Origin of the sequence: Micromonospora sp. HM134, from assembly GCF_007833915.1 — a bacterium.
Taxonomy (GTDB): Bacteria; Actinomycetota; Actinomycetes; order Mycobacteriales; family Micromonosporaceae; genus Micromonospora; species Micromonospora wenchangensis.
This window is the reverse complement of record NZ_CP041061.1, coordinates 930606-949246: the sequence shown is the minus strand read 5'-3', so window position 1 is coordinate 949246 and position 18641 is coordinate 930606. Positions and strand designations below refer to the sequence as shown.

Genomic DNA, 18641 nt, shown 5'->3' with positions numbered 1-18641 from the left:
CCGCCCGGTGGGGCGATCCCGCCCACCATCGCCCCGCCCCGTCCCCGGACCTGGCATCGTGTGAGGATCAGCGACACAGCCGGCAGGGGGCGACCTGCGTCCCGCCGGCCCACCCCGCACCGTCGCGAGGAGGAAGCCGCCATGACGAACACCAGGACGCGGGTCCCGCAGGATCTCGACCGCAATCTCGCCCTCGACCTGGTCCGGGTCACCGAGGCCGCGGCGATGGCCGCCGGCCGGTGGGTCGGCCGGGGCGACAAGGAGGGTGGCGACGGGGCAGCAGTCGACGCCATGCGCAAGCTGATCAACTCGATCCAGATGCGTGGCATCGTGGTGATCGGCGAGGGCGAGAAGGACAACGCGCCGATGCTGTTCAACGGCGAGCAGGTGGGCGACGGCACCGGTCCCGAGGTGGACGTGGCGGTGGACCCGGTCGACGGCACCACGCTGATGAGCAAGGGCATGCCCAACGCGCTCGCCGTGCTGGCCGTCTCGGAGCGGGGGGCGATGTTCGACCCGAGCGCCGTCTTCTACATGGAGAAGCTGGCCGTCGGCCCGGAGTACGCCGACGTGGTGGACATCGAGGCCGGCCCGGCGGAGAACATCCGGCGGATCGCCAAGGTCAAGGGCACCGAGGTGGCCGAGGTCACCGTCTGCGTGCTGGACCGCTCCCGGCACGACGACCTGGTCGGGCAGATCCGGCGCACCGGGGCGGGCATCCGGTTCATCTCCGACGGCGACATCGCCGGGTCGATCGCCGCCGCCCGGGGCGAGTCGGGCGTCGACGTGCTGATGGGCATCGGCGGCACCCCGGAGGGGATCATCTCGGCGTGCGCGCTCAAGTGCATGGGCGGGGCGATGCAGGCGAAGCTCTGGCCGCAGGACGCGCAGGAGCGGGAGAAGGCGCTCGCCGCCGGGCACGACCTGGACCGGGTGCTCGGCACCGACGACCTGGTCACCGGGGACAACTGCTTCTTCGTGGCGACCGGGGTGACCTCCGGTGACCTGCTGCGCGGGGTGCGGTACCAGGCCGGTGGGGCGTACACCCAGTCGATCGTGATGCGATCCAAGAGCGGCACGATCCGGGTGATCGACTCGTACCACCGGCTGGAGAAGCTGGCCCTCTACTCGGCGGTGGACTTCGACGGCAGGCCCCTGGCAGAGCAGGAGTGACCGTTTCCGGCACCGCCGCCCCTCCCGTCCTGCCCGCCGCCCGTCGGATCGCCGGCATCGGGTTGGCCACCGCCGCCGGCGTCGGCGTGGCCGTCCAGTCCCGGATCAACGGCGAGCTGGGCGTACGCCTGGCCGACGGCATCGCCGCCGCGGTGGTTTCCTTCGGCCTGGGGTTGCTGGTGCTGCTGGTGCTGGTCCCGGCCCTGCCCGGGGGGCGGCGTGGGCTGGCCGACCTGCGTGGGGCGCTGCGGTCCGGGGCGCTGCGCCCCTGGCAGTTGCTGGGCGGGGTGTGCGGGGCGTTCCTGGTCGCCACCCAGGGCCTCACCATCGGGGCGCTCGGCGTGGCGGTGTTCACCGTGGCGGTGGTGGCCGGGCAGTCGGCCAGCAGCCTGGCGGTGGACCGGGCGGGGATCGGGCCGGGCGGGCGGCAGCCGGTGACCGTCTCCCGGCTGGCCGGTGCGGTGCTGACCGTGCTGGCCGTGCTGCTGGCGGTCGGTGACCGGCTCGGCGACCCGGGCACCCTGGCGCTGGCCCTGCTGCCGTTGCTGGCCGGGTTGGGGCTGGCCTGGCAGCAGGCGGTCAACGGGCTGGTCCGGGCGGCTTCGGACAGTGCGCTCACCGCCACTCTGGTCAACTTCGCCGTCGGTACGGTGGCCCTGCTGATCACCTTCGGTGTGGACCTGGCGGTCCGGGGTGCTCCCGGTGGCGCGCTGCCGACCGAGCCGTGGCTCTATCTGGGTGGCCCGATCGGCATCGTCTTCATCACGGTCGCGGCGGCGATCGTCCGGTTCACCGGGGTCCTGCTGCTGGGGCTGGCCACCATCGCCGGCCAGGTCGTGGGGGCCGTCGTGCTGGACGTGGTGCTGCCGACGTCGGCGTCGCACCCGGGCCCGGCCACCCTGGCCGGTGCGACGCTCACCCTGGTCGCGGTGCTGGTGGCGGCGCTGGGCCCGGCACCGCGCCGCTGACCCGCCCCGACCCGACCGTGCGGGCGGGCGGACCGGCGGCGGTCAGTGGGCCGCGCCCGCCGGGGTGGGCGTCCCGAGGGCGTCGGTGAGGGTGCGGACGGCGGCGGTCAGCGCCTCGTCCAGCGGGGTCGGGGTGATGCCGAGGACGGTGGCGGCCCGGGTCGAGTCCATCACGAACGGCCGGGCGAACTGGTGCGCGGTCTCCCGCAGCTCGCGGGCGAACGGGTCGGTCAGGCCACCGAGCCAGAGCAGCGGGTAGGGCAGCCGGGTCAGCTTCGGCGGCGGGGCGTCGGCCAGTTCGGCCGCCCGGACGGCCACCTCGCGGACGCTGACGGGCGGGCCGCTCGGCACGTGCCAGGCGTGTCCCCAGGCCCGCTCGTCGGTCGCGGCGGCGACCAGGGTACGCACCACGTCCCCGACGTACGTCCAGGTGTGCGGGGCGTCCCAGTTCACCGGCAGGAGGACCCGCTGGCCGGCGAGCACCTTCGGCAGCACCAGCGGCAGCAGGGAGTTGCCCTCGGCGCCGAGGTAGTCCGAGCCGCGTACCTCGGTGGTCCGGGCCCGGCCGGCGCGGTGGGCGGCGAGCGCCTCGGTCCACATCCGGTTGCGGACCCGCCCCTTGGTGCCGGTGGCGGCGAGCGGGGTGTCCTCGGTCATCGGCGCGTCGACCGGGCCGTAGCCGTAGAGGCAGCCGACGGTGGCGAGCACCGCGCCGGTGCGCCCGGCGGTGGTGAGCAGCGCGCCGGCCAGCGGCGGCCAGTCGGTGGCCCACCGGTGGTAGGCGGGGTTGGCGCAGTTGTAGAGCGCGACCGCCCCGTCGGTGAGGGCGGTCAGCCGGTCGGCGTCGGCGGCGTCGGCGGCGATCCGCTCGATCGCCGGGTCGACGGGGCCGGTGCCCCGGCGGGTGACGAGCCGGACCTGCTCGCCCCGCTCGGCGAGGTGGTGGGCGGTGGCGGTGCCGACCGGGCCGGCACCGACGATCACGTGCAGCGACATGGGAGAACCTTTCGAAGCAGGAGACCGAATAGAGAGCACTGCTCTCGTCGAGCTGCGTCCAGCATCGCCGACCCGATCGACCAAGTCAAGAGCAGTGCTCTCTATTTTGATTGGCGCTCTGTTCCGTGGCAGAGTGCAGGCATGCCGGCTTCCTCGATCCGCGCCCGGGTCCGCGCCGAGATGATCGACGAGATCAAGGCGGTGGCCCGCCGCCACCTCGCCAGCGACGGCGCCGACCTCTCGCTGCGGGCGGTCGCCCGGGACATGGGGATGGTGTCGTCCGCGATCTACCGCTACTTCCCCAGCCGGGACGACCTGCTCACCGCGCTGATCATCGAGGCGTACCAGGCGCTCGGCGACGCGGTGGAGGCCGCCGACGCCGCCGTCGGCCGGGCCGACCTGCGCGGACGCTGGCACGCCGTCTGCCGGGCCGCCCGCACCTGGGCGCTGGCCCACCCCGCCGAGTACGCCCTGCTCTACGGCAGCCCGGTGCCCGGGTACGCCGCCCCCGTCGACACCGTGCTCCCCGCGCAGCGCCCACCGCTGACCCTGCTCGGCATCCTCCGCGACGGGGTGGCCGCCGGCCGGATCACCCCGCCCGACGACGACCTGCCCGAGCCGGTCCGGGCCGACCTGGCCGAGATCGCCGCCGGCCTCTTCCCCGGCCTGCCCGAAGCCCTGCTCGCCCGGGGCATGGCCGGCTGGACCCAGCTCTTCGGGCTGATCAGCTTCGACCTCTTCGGCCGCCTCGACCCGGTCGTCCCGCACCGGGACGCCTACTTCGACCACCAGACCGCCCTGATGGCCGACCTCGTCGGCCTGCCCTGACCCGGCCCGCCGGAACACCGCCCGGAGCGGCCCGCACCACGGTCGGGCCGGGTACGCCCGCCTTGTGGCACTGCCCCGGCGGCCGGCCACGAGCGGCGGATCGGCCGGCGCGACGCGCGGTGGGTCAGCCGGCGTCGGAGGAGTGGCCGGGGAAGAGGTGGGCCGCCGGGTCGATGGCGACGGCGGCGTTGTTGACGGCGGTCGCGGCCTCGCCGAAGCCGGTGGCGATCAGCCGTACCTTGCCCGGGTACTCGGTGATGTCACCGGCGGCGAAGACCCGGGGCAGGTTGGTCGCCATCGCGCTGTCCACCACGATGTGCCGGCGGTCCAGCCGCAACCCCCACTCGGCCAGCGGCCCCAGGTCGGCGGTGAAGCCGAGCGCCGCGACCACCGTGTCGACCGGCAGCGTCTCGGCCGCCCCGCCCCGGACGGTGATCTCGGCGGCGGTGACGGTGTCGTCGCCGTAAAGCCGGGTCACCTCGGCGTTGACCACGACCCGCACCGGCAGCGACAGCACCCGGGCGACGGTCGCGGCGTGCGCCCGGAACCGCTCCCGACGGTGCACCAGGGTCACCGAGCGGGCCAGCGGTTGCAGGGTGGCCGCCCAGTCGAACGCCGAGTCCCCGCCGCCCACGATCAGGACGTCCCGGTCGGCCAGCGCGGTCGGCTCCGGTACGAAGTAGACGATCCCGCCGCCGACGAAGCTGTCCGCGACCGGCAGCGGGCGCGGGGTGAAGCTGCCCAGCCCGCCGGTGACCAGCACCGCGCCGCAGCGCAACTGCTCGCCGCCGGCCAGGCCCAGCACCGGCCGGCCGTCGGTGTGGGCGAGCTTCTCGGCCCGGGTGCCCAGCAGGTATTCCGGGTGGTAGGGCGCGGCCTGGGCGAGCAGGTTGGCGACCAGGTCCCGGCCCTTGACGGCGGGGAAGCCGGCGACGTCGAGGATCAGCTTCTCCGGGTACATGGCGGTGATCTGCCCGCCCGGCTCGGGCAGCGCGTCGACGACCGCCACCGACAGCCCCCGGAAACCCGCGTAGTACGCGGCGAACAGCCCGGTCGGGCCGGCTCCGATCACGGCGACATCGACCTCGCGCATGGGCGTACCGTCGCTTTCCGCTGGCGATCAACGTGCGCCGCGCCGGTGGCGGGCGACGCGTGCTGCTGCCGACGGTAGGCCCGACGTGCGGCCCGGGCAAGCATGTCCCGCCCCCGCCACGCGGGCCGGGCGGGTCGCCCCGCTCAGGGCGTCAGGGTGGACTCCACCCGGTACTCCCGGTACGGGTCGTACGGGCGGCGACGCCGGAACAGGATCGCCGCGACCACCCCGCCGAGCAGCCCGAACAGGTGCCCCTGCCAGGAGATCCGCTCGTCGGTGGGGAGGATGCCGAGCAGTTGCCAGCCGTAGAGCAGGCCGACCAGCAGCACCACCCCGAAGTTCCACCAGCTCCGCTCGACGATGCCCCGGGTGAACAGCAGGCCCAGGTAGCCGAAGATGACCCCGCTCGCCCCGACGACCACCGAGTTGGGCGAGCCGGTGAACCAGACGCCGAGCCCGCTGACCAGGATGATGACCAGGGTGGACCAGAGGAACCGGCGGGTGCCGGCGGCCAGCACGAAGGTGCCCAGCAGGATCAGCGGGATGCTGTTGCTGTAGAGGTGGTCGAAGCCGTGGTGCAGGAACGGCGAGAAGAACACCCCGTCGAGCCCCTGGATGCGCTGCGGGATGATCCCGGCGGCCACGTCGAGCCCGAAGCCGAGCCCCTGGTCGAGGGCCTCGATGAGGAAGAGGAACGGCACCACCGCGCACATGGCGACGAAGGCCCGGCCGAGCGACGCGTAGAACGCCTCGGTGCCGAACCGGTCGGGGTCGCCGCCCGTCGGGTGCAGGGTCACCCCACCATGGCTATCAGCATTCTTCGCCGACCGCCACCCGGGTCCCGCGCCACCGGGGGGTACGACGACGGCGGGGCGGGTGGTCGCCCACCCGCCCCGCCGTTCCGGTCGTCGCTCAGTACCAGCCGGAACTCTGGCTCTTGGCCCAGGCGCCGCACGGGTTGTCGTACCGGCCCTCGATGTAGCCGAGGCCCCACTTGATCTGGGTGGCCGGGTTGGTCTTCCAGTCGCTGGCGACCGAGCTCATCTTGCTGCCCGGCACCGCCTGCGGGATGCCGTACGCGCCGGACGAGGAGTTGCTGGCCTTGGGGTTCCAGCCGCTCTCCTTGGTCCAGAGTCTGTCCAGGCAGGGCATCTGGTCGATCTTGAAGCCCTCCTTGAGGAGCATCGCGCAGCCGGTCTTGCGGTGCCCGCTGTACGAGTTGCACGAGGCGGGGATCGGGCCGGCGAAGGGCTTGATCTTCCCGTCCTCCTCCTTGGCCTTGGCCTCGGCCTCGCGCTCCTTCTTCCGCGACGCGGCGGCGGCCTCGGCGGCCTTGGCCCGCTGGGCGGCTTCCTTGGCCGCCGCGGCGGCCCGCAGCTTCGCCTGGTACTCGGCGGCCCGCTGCTTGGCGGACTCCCGCCGGTGGTCGGCCTGCCGGTCGCGCTGGTAGTCGTACTCGGCCTGGTCGACCTGGAGGCCGACCTGTGCGGTCAGGCCCTGTTGCTGGGTTTCCCGGTCTTCGCCCAGATAGAAGCCGCCGGCAACGCCCACGGAGAGCAGTGCGACGGCGGCCGTACGGGCACCGAACCGGCTCCACAGCCGACTCACGAAGTGTCCCTTCGTCGGGGGCAAGGACGCGGCGCGGACCGGCCCTCGACGGGCGCGGTCGTACCGCGAGCGCCCCGACCTGAGCCGGTCGCTACCGACGCACCGACAGGGGGGTGACTACCCGTCCCCGGAAGGGGACGAACGGTCACCAACACCCCCGCCGGGACGTGGACGCTCGTGGGACACGATTGCGCACAGTGAGGCGCATGGGAAACGGACCGGCTGTTTTGTGACCTGCGCCACAAAGTGAATGCGGACGATGAGGGGCGGACCTCGCCCCCCGCGACGGTCAGCCCGGGATGTCCTCCAACAGATCGGTCACCATCGCCGCGATCGGGGAACGCTCGGACCGGTTCAACGTGACGTGCGCGAAGAGCGGATGACCCTTCAACGCCTCGATCACCGCCGTCACCCCGTCGTGCCGCCCCACCCGCAGGTTGTCCCGCTGGGCGACGTCGTGGGTGAGCACCACCCGCGAGCCCTGCCCGATCCGGGACAGCACGGTGAGCAGCACGCCCCGCTCCAACGACTGGGCCTCGTCGACGATGACGAAGGCGTCGTGCAGGCTCCGGCCCCGGATGTGGGTCAGCGGGAGGACCTCCAGGATGCCCCGCGAGGTGACCTCCTCCAGCACGTTCTCGTGCACCACCGCCCCGAGGGTGTCGAACACGGCCTGCGCCCAGGGCGACATCTTCTCCGACTCGGAACCGGGCAGGTAGCCCAGCTCCTGCCCGCCGACGGCGTAGAGCGGGCGGAAGACCACCACCTTCTTGTGCCGGCGGCGCTCCATCACCGCCTCCAGCCCGGCGCACAGCGCCAGCGCCGACTTGCCGGTGCCGGCCCGGCCGCCCAGCGACACGATGCCGATCGACTCGTCGAGCAGCAGGTCCAGCGCGATCCGCTGCTCGGCCGAGCGGCCGTGTACGCCGAACGCCTCCCGGTCGCCCCGTACCAGCCGGACGGTCTTGTCGGGCAGCACCCGACCCAGGGCCGATCCCCGGGCGGAGTGCAGCACCAGGCCGGTGTGGCAGGACAGGCCGGCGGCGGCGTCCAGGTCGAGGCAGTCCCCGGCGTAGAGCCGGCCGATCTCGTCCTCGCCCAGCTCCAGCTCGGCCATCCCGGTCCAGGTCGGGTCGCTGGCCTGGCCGTGCCGGTACTCGTCGGCCCGCAGCCCGACCGAGGCGGCCTTGACCCGCAGCGGCATGTCCTTGCTGACCAGCGTCACCTCCCGCCCCTCGGCGGCCAGGTTCAGCGCCACCGACAGGATGCGCGCGTCGTTGGACTCGTTGCGGAACCCGGGGGGCAGGACGCCGTCGTCCGAGTGGTTCAGCTCCACGGTGAGCGTGCCGCCGGACTCGTTGGCGGGCACCGGACGGTCCAGTCGACCGTGCCGGACCCGCAGCTCGTCGAGCATGCGCAGGGACTGGCGGGCGAACCAGCCCAGCTCCGGGTGGTGTCGTTTGCCCTCCAACTCCGAGATCACCACGAGCGGCAGGACCACCTCGTGCTCGGCGAAGCGGTGGAAGGCCGCCGGGTCGGACAGGAGCACCGACGTGTCCAGAACGAACACCTGGCCGGCTGGGCCGGGCTCCTCGGGGCCGGGCGGGGCGGCGGCCGCCGGACGGCGGCTCCGGGTGGCTCGGCGGGTCGTGGCAGTCGCGGCCGGGATCTGGTCGACACCGGCGGGCGTACGGCGAGTCGTCACAGGCCTGCTCCGACGGACGGGCATCCGCCATCCGCGTTCCGCCTCCTCCGGTGCCCGGGGACACGGGGTCGGATGCGGAACCCCGTGCGCGAGGTCGCAGATCCGGGCGGCCGGCTGACCCGGGAAAACCCCGGGTCATGCCTAGACGCTAGCGGCGCCGGGCCGCCTCGGCTAGAGGGCGGACGAGGATCTCCCCCGCACCGGGCACGCCCCGCCCGGCGGGCGGCGCGGACCGGCCGGGATGCCTGCCCCCTGCGCGCATCCCGGCCGGTGCAACCGCGTCACCGGTCGACGCGGTCGTGTCGGCACGCCGTACCGACGGCTCCCGGCCCCCGTGGGTTCAGCCGGGCCGGCGGACCAGGGTGCCGGTCGGGTGCCGACCGGCGACCGGGCCCGGCGGGCTGGCGAACGAGGAGCCGGTGTACGTGGTGCCCTGGCGGACCGCGGTGGTGGGACGCCGCGCGGCGTTGGCCGGCACGGCCGGGGCGGTGAGCGCCGAGGCGAGCACGGCCTGGGCGTCGCGCCGCCGACGGTTCCAGGCCCCCCGGTCCCCGTCGAAGTAGCCCTGCCGGTAGCCGAAGCGGTACCCGATCCGGTAGCTGAGCTGACCGTGCAACCGGCCGGCGGCGTAGCTGGTCGCCCCGAGGACGAGGACGAGGAACAGGGCGAGCAGGGGGCTCATCGGGCGGCTCCGGTGGGCCGCGCCGGCCGGGTCACCGGTCCTCCGGCTCGGCCGGGCTCGGGTCGACGACCAGCAGCCGTTCCAGGTCCTCGGTGCTGACCTCCTCGACCAGTTCGACGCTGATCCGGCAGCCGTCCAGGACGACCTCGGCCATCGAGGAGCGGCGGATCTCGCCACCGGCGTCGTAGACCCGGACGCTCATCTCCGGGCAGCCGAGATGGGTCCGCCAGGCGTTCCACTCATCGCGGTCGCCGACGCTCAGTGACAGGTAGCGGCAACCCCGGGCGAGGTAGAGCCGCCAGGGCGCGCTCAGGCCGGCGGCGACCCCCTCCGCGATCAGGCCGAAGGCCTGGGCACGGGTCGCGAGTTCGGTCACCGGGTCCCCCTCGCACCGGGAGCGTGACGCATGTGAGCACTGATCGTCTCAAGCACGTGACACACCGTAGATTGTCCCATGAGCGTGACAGTATCAGCTTTTCGTCCGGTTCCCGGTTGCCTCGCTTGGCGGTATTATGCCCAGGTGAGACCCCTTCGCACCGACTCCTGAGCGGGTACGGACGACCCGATGAGGTCGTCTCACATGCGTGACAAAGATCCGCCCCGGGCAGCCCGGAGGGGCGCTGCGGTCGTACGGTTTCGGGGTGACCGAGACCGCCCCCGCCCGGAAGATCGCATTCGCCACCTTCGTTCGTCGGGCCCTCGACGACGCCCGGGCGATGCGCGCCTGGACCGGCACCGAGGTCTCCCGCCGCACCGGCGTCTCCCGTCAGACGATCAACAGGTGGGTCCGCGGCGACTGGGCCAGCGACCCGGAGGCGGAACGGGTGGTGGCGTTCTGTGAGGGGCTGGGCCTCAACCCGGCCGCCGCCTTCGCCGCCCTCGGCTGGGACCGCGCCGCCACCCCCCGGGGCGCCCCCGGCACTCCCCCGATGGACCCGGACGTCGAGGCGCTGCTGCGCCGGCTGGTCGACCCCGCCGTGTCGGACGCGGAGAAGTTCCACATCCGGGAAACCATTCGTTACCTCGCATACCGCCCCACTCTCCCGCTCGATGTCCGAAAGGGCGGAGAGCAGGCCGGGTAGTTCCTCAGATGGCGAAAGAACGCCTGAGCAGACCCGATCGTTTCGCTCCGGGCCGGCAACGGGCACGCTAGCGTCCCTATTCGTACTGCTTGGGCTCGTCGTCGGCGGGGGGACGGGACAAGGCCGAACTCAGCCCTGCGGGACAGAAGGAGGGGTCTGTCCATGACCCTGAAGTGGTGGGCAGTCGTGGTCGCGGCAGTCTCCCTGACCGCGTGCGTGACCGCGAACCTGGTGGCCGGCGTGGGCGGGAGCGGGCAGATCCCGCTGGTGTTCAACCTCTTCGCGCTGACCGTCGCCGGCACCGCCGTCGTCCTGGCGGTGGTCGCCGAACTGCACGACCGGCTCGACGACCGGGTCAGCGCGCTCACTGAGTTCCTGGTGGCGCGGCTCAACGAGATCGAGACCCGCACCGGCGACCGGAACACCGGCTTCGTCGAGGGCTACCTGCTCAACCAGGGCCAGGAGGCCACCGTGGTGCCGTTGGGTCGGCGGGGGCGGGGAGCCGCCGAACGCTGAGGGGCACTCACGGACCACACACCCCGGCGGTGTCAAGAAGCCACTCCGAAGCCACGAATCAGCCACCGCCGCCGGGGTACGCTGTCGCGCGTGCCGCCGTTGAATCTGGGTAACCAGCAGCCGCAGACCCCGCTGGATGCTGAGCACGCCTGGCGTACCACCGCCGAGCGGGCCGCCGACACCGTCCTCTTCTTCGACTTCGACGGCACCCTCGCGCCGGTCGACGACGACCCCACCGCGGTACGCCCCGCCCCCAAGGTGCTCGCCGCACTGGAGGCGCTCGCCCCGGTGGTGCAGCGGGTGGCGATCGTCTCCGCCCGACCCGTCGACTTCCTCCGTGACCACCTCGGCGGCCTCACCGGGATCGACCTCTACGGACTGTACGGTCTGGAGCACAGCCACTCCGGCGGCGAGACCGTCACCGAACCCGCCGCGCTGCCGTGGGTGCCCACCATGGCCGAACTGGCCGACCGGGCCCGCGCCGAACTGCCCGCCGGGGCGCTGGTGGAGTTCAAGCGGCTGAGCGTGGCGCTGCACTGGCGTACCGCGCAGCAGCTCGGCCCGGCGGTCGAGCAGTGGGGGCGGGCGCAGGCCGAACAGCTCGGGCTGCGGGTGCAGGCCGGCCGGATGGTGCTGGAACTCAAGCCCCCCGTCGACCGGGACAAGGGGCTGGTCATCGGCGAGGTGGTCCGGGACGCCGGCGGCGCGTGGTATTTCGGCGACGACGTCTCCGACATCAAGGCGTTCGCGGCGCTGCGCGCCCGGTCGGCCGCCGACCCGGGGTTCCTCGGCATCTGCGTGGCGGTGGCCAACCCGGAGACCGGGCGGGAGGTCGCCGAGGCCGCCGACCTCACCATCGACTCCCCCGCCGCGCTTGGCGACTTCCTCACCCGGGCCGTGCACCACCTGACCTGAGCGTGCCCGCGCGGGCGTCGACCGGGGCGCCGGGTGGACGACCCGCCGGTCGCGTCGGCGGGTCAGGTGCCGTAGCGGCGTTGCCGGGTGCCGTAGGAACGCAGGGCGCGCAGGAAGTCGACCCGCCGGAAGTCGGGCCAGTTCAGCTCGCAGAAGTAGAACTCCGAGTGCGCCGACTGCCAGAGCATGAAACCGGACAGGCGCTGTTCGCCGCTGGTCCGGATGATCAGATCCGGATCGGGCAGGCCCCGGGTGTAGAGGTGCTCGGAGATGTGGTCGACGTCCAGTGTGCCGGCCAGTTCCTCGATGGTGCCGCCCTTGGCCGCGTGCTCCACCAGCAGCGACCGCACCGCGTCGGTGATCTCGCGCCGGCCGCCGTACCCGACGGCGATGTTGACCTGCGCGCCTCCGGTGCGTTCCCGGGTGCGTTCCTCGGCGGCCTTGAGCGCCTGGGCGTGCTGGTTGGGCAGCACGTCGAGCGCGCCGACCATCCGCAGCCGCCAGGGGTTGCCCTCCTCGGCCAGCTCGGTGCTGAGATCCTCGATGATCTGGAGCAGCGGGTCCAGCTCCTCCGCCGGCCGGGACAGGTTGTCGGTGGAGAGCAGCCAGAGCGTGACGTGGCCGACGCCGGCCGCGTCGCACCAGCGCAGCAGTTCCTTGATCCGCTCGGCGCCCATCCGGTGCCCGTCGTTCGGGTCGACGAAGCCCATCTCCCGCGCCCACCGGCGGTTGCCGTCGCACATCACGCCGACGTGCCGGGGCACCGGTCGACCCGCGAGCCTGGCCGTCAGCCGGCGCTCGTAGACGGAGTAGAGAAGTTTCCGCAGAGTCATCACCTTGCAGCGTAGCGACCCACACCGAACATCAGTGCCTCGGTGGCGCACTCCGCGCGTGATCAAGAGAAATACGTCGTCGGCGGGTTCGTCCACTGACGGAAATCTCTTGATCACCGGAGCGGGGGCGTGTGATCACCGGGGCGGGGCGTCGGGGGCGGGGGCGCGGTGCAGGGCGTAGAGGGCCAGGGTGGCCGCCGCCAGCAGGGGTGCGCCGTCGCGGACCAGACCGTCCAGGCCGAGCAGCCACCAGCACAGCGGCAGGTTCACCGCGAGCACGCCCAGGGTGATCGTCACCAGCAGGCGGCGGGCCCACCGCCTGCCGCGCAGCAGGAACGCCGTACAGAACAGCACCAGGTAGCTGACCACGATGCCGGCAGCGAACCAGGCCAGCACCACCGGTACGACGGCGAGCCGGCCGTCCAGCACCGCGCCGCCGGCCACCAGCGCCGGCACCAGCATCAACGGGCTGTACGTGAACGCGGCCACCCGGCTGGTCAGCAGCCAGCCGGTCACCGCGGGGCGTTTCGGCGCGACCTCCCGCCAGCTGATGGTGCCGCCCTCGACGACCAGGCCCTTGCGGTGGCGCACCAGGTGCCCGGCGACCGCGTCGGAGCGGTAGAGCAGCACGACCACGGCCACGCAGAGCGCGGTGAGCACGGCGAAGCCGAGCAGGCCGGGCAGCGGCGGCACGCCCTGCCGGGGCACCACCAGCCGACCGACCGCGAAGACGGTGGTCACGGCGAGGATCAGCCCGAACGGCTTCGCCCCGGCCCGCCCCCGGTTCACCTGCCCGATCAGCACCAGGAAGCCCAGCGACCGCAGCATCGCCCAGCCGGTGCGCACCGCCAGGCCGAACTCCTGCTCCGGGGCGTACCACCAGTTGAGCAGCTCGACCGCGACGGTGGCGGCGGCGGTCGACGCGAGCAGGGTGGTCAGCGCCCGGACGGCGGACGGCCGCCGGACCGGTGGGGTCACGGCGGCCGTCCTCATGGCTTCCGGTCTTGCCCGGTACGGGCGGGCGGCACACCTGCTACCGGGGCTGCTCCGCGTCGAGCCGGGCGCGCAGGGCGTCCAGCTCCGACCAGAGGACGGCCGGCAGCTTGTCACCGAACTTCTCGAACCACTCGGTGACCAGCGGCAGCTCGTCGCGCCACTCCTGCGGGTCGACCTTCAGGGCGATCCGGACGTCCTCCGGGGTCATGTCGAGCCCCTCGACGTCGAGCGCGTCGGCGGTCGGGACCATGCCGATCGGGGTCTCGACCGCGTCGGCGCTGCCCTCGATCCGCTCGACGACCCACTTGAGCACCCGCGAGTTCTCGCCGAAGCCGGGCCAGAGGAAGTTGCCCTCGGCGTCCTTGCGGAACCAGTTCACGTAGTAGATCTTGGGCAGCTTGGCGGCGTCGCCGTCGACGCCCTTGCCCATCTCGATCCAGTGGTTGAAGTAGTCACCGGCGTGGTAGCCGATGAACGGCAGCATCGCCATCGGGTCGCGGCGCACCACGCCGACCGCGCCGGACGCGGCGGCGGTGGTCTCCGAGGACAGCGTCGCCCCCAGGTACACCCCGTGCACCCAGTCGCGGGCCTCGGTAACCAGCGGGATGGTGTCCCGGCGACGGCCACCGAACAGGATCGCGTCGATCGGCACGCCGTTGGGGTCGAAGTAGTCGTCGGCCAGGATCGGGCACTGGGTGATCGGGGTGCAGAACCGGCTGTTCGCGTGGGAGGAGAGGTCCTCGCTCTCCGGCGTCCAGTCGTTGCCCTTCCAGTCGATCAGGTGGGCCGGCGGCTCGCCCATGCCCTCCCACCAGATGTCGCCGTCGTCGGTGAGGGCGACGTTGGTGAAGATCGAGTTGCCCCGGTCCAGTGTCCGCATCGCGTTGGCGTTGGTCTTCCAGTCGGTGCCCGGCGCGACGCCGAACAGGCCGTACTCCGGGTTGACCGCGTAGAGGCGGCCGTCGGGGCCGAACCGCATCCAGGCGATGTCGTCGCCGATGGTCTCGACCTTCCAGCCGGGGATTGTCGGCTCCAGCATGGCCAGGTTGGTCTTGCCGCAGGCGGACGGGAACGCGCCCGCCACGTGGTAGACCTTCCCCTCCGGAGAGGTGATCTTGAGGATCAGCATGTGCTCGGCGAGCCAGCCCTCGTCCCGCCCCATCACGCTGGCGATCCGCAGCGAGTAGCACTTCTTGCCGAGCAGCGAGTTGCCGCCGTACCCGGAGCCGAAGGACCAGATCTCCCGGGTCTCCGGAAAGTGCGAGATGTACTTCGTCTCGTTGCACGGCCAGGCGACGTCGGACTGGCCGGGGGCGAGCGGGGCGCCGATGGAGTGCAGCGCGTGCACGAAGTCGGCGTCGTCGCCCATCGCGTCGAGCACGCTCGCGCCCATCCGGGTCATGATCCGCATCGAGGCGACCACGTACGGGCTGTCGGTGATCTCGACACCGAACATCGGGTTCTCGGCCTCGACCGGGCCCATGCAGAACGGGATGACGTACATCGTCCGGCCGCGCATCGCACCCCGGTACAGCTCGGTCATCGTCCGCTTCATCTCGGCCGGCGCCATCCAGTTGTTGGTGGGGCCGGCGTCCGCCTCGTCCACGGAACAGATGAAGGTGCGCTCCTCGACCCGGGCGACGTCCGTGGGGTCGGTGCGGGAGTAGAAGGAGTTCGGCTTCTTCTCCGGGTTCAACCGGACGAGGGTGCCGTTGTCGACGAGTTCGTCGGTGAGACGCCGCCACTCCTCGTCGGATCCGTCCACCCAGACCACCCGGTCGGGGGTGGTCAGTTCCGCGATCTCCCGGACCCAGGCGAGCAGCTTGGGGTGGGTCGTGGGGGCCTGATCGATCCCCCGCACAGTAGCCGGAGCAACCATGACTCATCTCCTTGTGGTCGACGCTGACCGATTTATGGGATGCACGAGTCTCGGCGGACGCGGGCCGCGTCGCCTTCGTGGAAACCTGGGATTGGCCTCAGCGTAAACCGGGCGGACCCGCGAGTCAGTGGGACTGGTTGTGAAGAACTGCACAAGGTACGGCCCGGCTGCGGTAACACGAGCTGATACCCGCTTTCACGCGCACTTTCACGCAAATCCTTCGACGAACTGTCGGCGGGCGCGGGAACGGCACCCGGACAACGGGGGAACCGGGTGCCGGCCCGGGTCGGCCCACCGCGCGCGGCGGGTCGCCGGTGGTGCCCCGTCCGCGACGCCGGTTACCGGTACGCTCGCGAGGTGGCCGCGACGATGACCGGGGACCAGCCGGGTGCCCCGCAGACCCGCCCGGGTCTGGTCCGTTCGTTGCTGGACCGGTTCGGCCACCTGCTGCGCGAGTTGAGCAAGTTCGCCACCGTGGGCGGGGTGGCCTTCCTGGTCGACTTCGCGCTGTTCAACTACCTCACGCTGGGGCGCGGAGTCGAACCGGTGACCGCACGGGTCATCTCCACGGTGATCGCGGCGACCGTCGCGTTCGTGGGCAACCGGTTCTGGACCTGGCGGCACCGGGTCCGCTCCAACCCGGCCCGCGAGTACGCGCTGTTCTTCTTCTTCAACGCGGTCGGCCTGGGCATCGCGGTGGCCTGCCTGGCGGGCAGCCGTTACGGGCTGGGCAGCATCTGGCCCGGCGTGTTCCGCACCCCGCTGGCCGACAACATCGCCAGCTACGTGGTGGGCACCGCGCTCGGCACGCTGTTCCGGTTCTGGTCGTACCGACGGTTCGTCTTCGTCGAAGCGGGAACTCCCGCCGTCACGGAGGCGACCAGCGACCCGTCGTCCGGGTCGTGACCGGTCGTCCACCCCGTCCAGCCGGAGTTCCCGGCACCCGTCCTCAGCCCTAAGGTGTTGCGCATGCGTCTTGTCCGTCTGCTGCCCGAGCGCTGGCAGAAGTTCATCCGCGAGGCGCTCAAATTCGGCATCGTCGGGGGCGTCAACACCGTCATCAATTACGCGGTGTTCAATGCTCTGGCACTCACCGTTTTTGTCGACGGTCAACTGAAGGCGACGGTCATCGCCACCATCGTGGCGACGATCACGTCGTATCTGATGAATCGTCACTGGACGTACCGGGACCGGCCGAAATCGGCCCTTCGGCGCGAGTACGCCCTGTTTTTCCTGTTCAACGGCGCCGGTCTGATCATCGAACTCGGTGTGCTCGCCGCCGCCAAGTACGGCCTGGGGTTCAACAGCCTGCTCGCGCTCAACGTGGCCAAGACCGGCGGTGTGCTGCTCGCCACCCTGTTCCGGTTCTGGTCCTACCGGACCTTCGTCTTCCAGCCGGTCCCCAAGCACGCCGAGGAGACCTGGCACTCCATCAAGCGGGACGAGTGGGACACCATGGCCGAGCTGGACCCGGTCGCCGAGCTGGCCGAATCGGTGAGCGAACTGGAAGAGGCCCAGGGCCAGGCCGAGGACCGCACCGCCCCGGTGACCGGGACGCCGGCCCCGACCGTCGAACCGGTGTTCAAGCAGGGCCGGGGCGGCACCCTCGGCCCGGCCGTCGCGGGCGGCGACCTGGACGCGGAGCTGGCCGCCGAGCTGCACGCCGGCAGCACCCGCCGCACGCCGCGCCCCTGACCGACCCCGGGGCCGGCGGGCCGGTTCCCGCGAGGATCAGCCGCTGGTGTCCCGCAACGGCTTGCCCTCCCGCATGTCGGCCAGGATGTCGCGCATCTCCCCGTCGCCCAACGTGTGCTTGTCGTGCTGCGCCTCCACCAGCTCGTAGAGGGTGGTCTGCACCCGGTCGACCCGGGGCACGTCGACCAGCACCGACTGGCCCCGTTCGCCGGCCGACTCGATGGTGAGCGTGCCGCAGCCCAGCAGCCGCTCGGTGAACCGCTGGGTCATCGAGTGGTCGTTGATCCGGGCCAGCGGCAGGTCCCGCCGGTGCCGGGAGAAGACACCCTCCTGGAGCAGTACCCGCTCGTTGGTGAACAGGTAGTGCGTGCTGCGCCAGACCAGGAACGGCCACAACCCCAGCCAGAGCACCGCGATCAGGAACAGTCCGGCGACCACGGCGAGCACGAGCGCGCCACCGTCGCCGTCAGGCAGCAGGAGCCAGCCCGCCACCACCGCCGCGACACCGAGGACCAGCACCAGGATCGGCCGCAGCAGCGCCTTCCAGTGCGGGTGCAGGTGCAGGACGACGTGCTCGTCCTCGGTGAGCACGTCTTCGGGGAACGCCACGGGAACCTCCTCGGCGACAATCGGACGCGCTGACCGTAACCGGTCGGGGCGACCCACCGGATCAGCCGGGCGGCCCGCCGTGCACCCCGCGCACGAACCGACCGCAGGGCCGTCCGGTCACCGCAGGTGCAGCACGTCCCCGGCGGCCAGCCGACGCTGCCCAGCGGCGGTGTCGACCAGCAGGTGCCCGTCGGCGTCCACCCCGGTGGCGAGCCCGGTCAGGCTGGTGCCGTCGGGCAGCAGCACCCGCACCTGACGGCCCACCGTGACGCAGGAGGCCAGGTACGCCTCCCGCAGGCCGCACGCGTCGGCGTCCCCGCCGGCCAGCCGCCACCGGTCGTACCAGTCGGCGAGGGCGCGCAGCAGGGCCCGCAGCAGCGGGTCCCGGTCGGTGGCGGTGGCCCCGGCCAGTTGCAGCGAGGTCGCCGGCAGCCCGGTCGGGTTCTCCGGCAGCTCGTCGGCGCGCAGCGTCACGTTCAGCCCGATGCCGAGCACGATCGCGGGGGGCTCCGCCGCGCCGGTGGCCGGCACCGCCTCGGCCAGGATGCCGGCGCACTTGGCGTCCCCGATCAGCAGGTCGTTGGGCCACTTCAGACCGGCGTCCAGTTCGGCTAGCCGGGAGACCGCCTCGACCAGCGCGACACCGGCGAGCAGTGGCAGCCAGCCGTACCCGGTGGGGGCGGCCGGCGGCCAGTCGCGGGCGGTGACGGCCTCGCCGGGCCGCAGCAGCACGCTCGTCGCGAGACCCGCCCGGGGCGGGGACTGCCAGGCCCGGCCGCGTCGGCCCCGGCCGGCGGTCTGCCGCTCGGCGACCACGACCAGGCCCTCCGGCTCGCCGGCCCGCGCGGCGTCGACCGCGTCGGCGTTGGTCGAGCCGGTCTCCGGCCGCAGGTCCAGCCGACGCCAGGGGCCCGACGGCGCGGTCAACGCCCGGGACAGCCGCGCCGCCGACAGCGGCGGTCGGTCCAGATCGGTGTACGGCGAACCCGGCATCCCGCCAGCCTACGGCCCGGGTCGACACCGCCGCCCGGCCCGCCTCCGGCGCAGGCCACTGAGGCGTACT

20 protein-coding genes are annotated in these 18641 nt (G+C 72.6%); 8 read left to right on the top strand and 12 right to left on the bottom strand.

Annotated elements, in window-relative coordinates; translation table 11 throughout:
- Positions 1–141: 141 nt before the first annotated feature.
- Positions 142–1173, top strand: a complete 1032-nt coding sequence (gene glpX / locus FJK98_RS04630; protein WP_145917919.1) for a class II fructose-bisphosphatase — start codon at positions 142–144, stop codon at positions 1171–1173.
- Entirely contained in the window at positions 1170–2141 is a 972-nt protein-coding gene (locus FJK98_RS04625; protein WP_145917918.1) for a DMT family transporter, read from the top strand. Before glpX ends, FJK98_RS04625 begins: the two co-directional genes overlap by 4 nt.
- A gap of 42 nt (positions 2142–2183) precedes the next feature.
- On the opposite strand, the gene FJK98_RS04620 is transcribed toward FJK98_RS04625, so the two are convergent.
- Positions 2184–3137, bottom strand: a complete 954-nt coding sequence (locus FJK98_RS04620; RefSeq protein ID WP_145917917.1) for an NAD-dependent epimerase/dehydratase family protein — start codon at positions 3135–3137, stop codon at positions 2184–2186.
- A 141-nt stretch (positions 3138–3278) separates the two neighbouring features.
- Between FJK98_RS04620 and FJK98_RS04615 the strand changes: the two genes are divergently transcribed.
- On the top strand, positions 3279–3965 hold the full coding sequence (locus FJK98_RS04615; protein WP_145917916.1) for a TetR/AcrR family transcriptional regulator: 687 nt from the start codon (positions 3279–3281) through the stop codon (positions 3963–3965).
- 124 nt (positions 3966–4089) lie between these two features.
- Here the strand turns inward: FJK98_RS04615 and FJK98_RS04610 are convergent, their stop codons facing one another.
- From FJK98_RS04610 to FJK98_RS04585, 6 genes are all read right to left on the bottom strand, one after another.
- Entirely contained in the window at positions 4090–5058 is a 969-nt protein-coding gene (locus tag FJK98_RS04610) for an NAD(P)/FAD-dependent oxidoreductase (RefSeq protein WP_088643981.1), read from the bottom strand.
- Positions 5059–5201: 143 nt separating this feature from the next.
- Positions 5202–5855 carry a rhomboid family intramembrane serine protease gene (locus tag FJK98_RS04605; RefSeq protein ID WP_145917915.1) on the bottom strand — a complete coding sequence of 218 codons (654 nt, stop codon included), beginning with the start codon at positions 5853–5855 and terminating at the stop codon, positions 5202–5204.
- Between the two features lie 115 nt (positions 5856–5970).
- On the bottom strand, positions 5971–6666 hold the full coding sequence (locus tag FJK98_RS04600) for a transglycosylase SLT domain-containing protein (protein ID WP_145917914.1): 696 nt from the start codon (positions 6664–6666) through the stop codon (positions 5971–5973).
- Between the two features lie 289 nt (positions 6667–6955).
- Positions 6956–8371, bottom strand: a complete 1416-nt coding sequence (locus FJK98_RS04595) for a PhoH family protein (protein WP_145917913.1) — start codon at positions 8369–8371, stop codon at positions 6956–6958.
- Between the two features lie 340 nt (positions 8372–8711).
- Positions 8712–9053, bottom strand: a complete 342-nt coding sequence (locus FJK98_RS04590) for a hypothetical protein (RefSeq protein WP_145917912.1) — start codon at positions 9051–9053, stop codon at positions 8712–8714.
- Positions 9054–9084: 31 nt separating this feature from the next.
- The gene (locus FJK98_RS04585) at positions 9085–9429 is read right to left on the bottom strand and encodes a hypothetical protein (RefSeq protein WP_088643976.1); all 345 of its coding nucleotides are present in this window, start codon (positions 9427–9429) and stop codon (positions 9085–9087) included.
- Positions 9430–9694: 265 nt separating this feature from the next.
- Between FJK98_RS04585 and FJK98_RS04580 the strand changes: the two genes are divergently transcribed.
- The 3 genes from FJK98_RS04580 to otsB all read left to right on the top strand — a co-directional run bounded on the left by FJK98_RS04580 (position 9695) and on the right by otsB (position 11566).
- A complete protein-coding gene (locus FJK98_RS04580) occupies positions 9695–10135 on the top strand; it encodes an XRE family transcriptional regulator (protein ID WP_145917911.1) in 441 nt (146 codons plus the stop codon).
- A gap of 162 nt (positions 10136–10297) precedes the next feature.
- On the top strand, positions 10298–10651 hold the full coding sequence (locus tag FJK98_RS04575) for a hypothetical protein (protein ID WP_145917910.1): 354 nt from the start codon (positions 10298–10300) through the stop codon (positions 10649–10651).
- A 90-nt stretch (positions 10652–10741) separates the two neighbouring features.
- Positions 10742–11566 (top strand): trehalose-phosphatase, encoded by an 825-nt coding sequence (otsB, locus tag FJK98_RS04570; RefSeq protein WP_145917909.1) that lies wholly within the window; start codon positions 10742–10744, stop codon positions 11564–11566.
- A 62-nt stretch (positions 11567–11628) separates the two neighbouring features.
- Here otsB and FJK98_RS04565 read toward each other — a convergent pair whose 3' ends face one another.
- From FJK98_RS04565 to FJK98_RS04555, 3 genes are all read right to left on the bottom strand, one after another.
- On the bottom strand, positions 11629–12399 hold the full coding sequence (locus FJK98_RS04565; protein ID WP_145917908.1) for an isoprenyl transferase: 771 nt from the start codon (positions 12397–12399) through the stop codon (positions 11629–11631).
- Between the two features lie 135 nt (positions 12400–12534).
- Positions 12535–13392 (bottom strand): hypothetical protein, encoded by an 858-nt coding sequence (locus FJK98_RS04560; protein ID WP_145917907.1) that lies wholly within the window; start codon positions 13390–13392, stop codon positions 12535–12537.
- Between the two features lie 40 nt (positions 13393–13432).
- Positions 13433–15274: a phosphoenolpyruvate carboxykinase (GTP) gene (locus tag FJK98_RS04555; RefSeq protein ID WP_145917906.1), complete on the bottom strand. Its 1842-nt coding sequence runs from the start codon at positions 15272–15274 to the stop codon at positions 13433–13435.
- A gap of 369 nt (positions 15275–15643) precedes the next feature.
- Here FJK98_RS04555 and FJK98_RS04550 point away from each other — a divergent pair, with 369 nt between their 5' ends.
- Positions 15644–16180 carry a GtrA family protein gene (locus FJK98_RS04550; RefSeq protein ID WP_145922567.1) on the top strand — a complete coding sequence of 179 codons (537 nt, stop codon included), beginning with the start codon at positions 15644–15646 and terminating at the stop codon, positions 16178–16180.
- Positions 16181–16243: 63 nt separating this feature from the next.
- A complete protein-coding gene (locus tag FJK98_RS04545; protein ID WP_145917905.1) occupies positions 16244–16969 on the top strand; it encodes a GtrA family protein in 726 nt (241 codons plus the stop codon).
- A gap of 36 nt (positions 16970–17005) precedes the next feature.
- Here FJK98_RS04545 and FJK98_RS04540 read toward each other — a convergent pair whose 3' ends face one another.
- Complete coding sequence (locus FJK98_RS04540; RefSeq protein ID WP_145917904.1) at positions 17006–17578, bottom strand: PH domain-containing protein; 573 nt, start codon at positions 17576–17578, stop codon at positions 17006–17008.
- Between the two features lie 117 nt (positions 17579–17695).
- The gene (locus FJK98_RS04535) at positions 17696–18571 is read right to left on the bottom strand and encodes a biotin--[acetyl-CoA-carboxylase] ligase (protein WP_145917903.1); all 876 of its coding nucleotides are present in this window, start codon (positions 18569–18571) and stop codon (positions 17696–17698) included.
- Between the last annotated feature and the right edge of the window lie 70 nt (positions 18572–18641).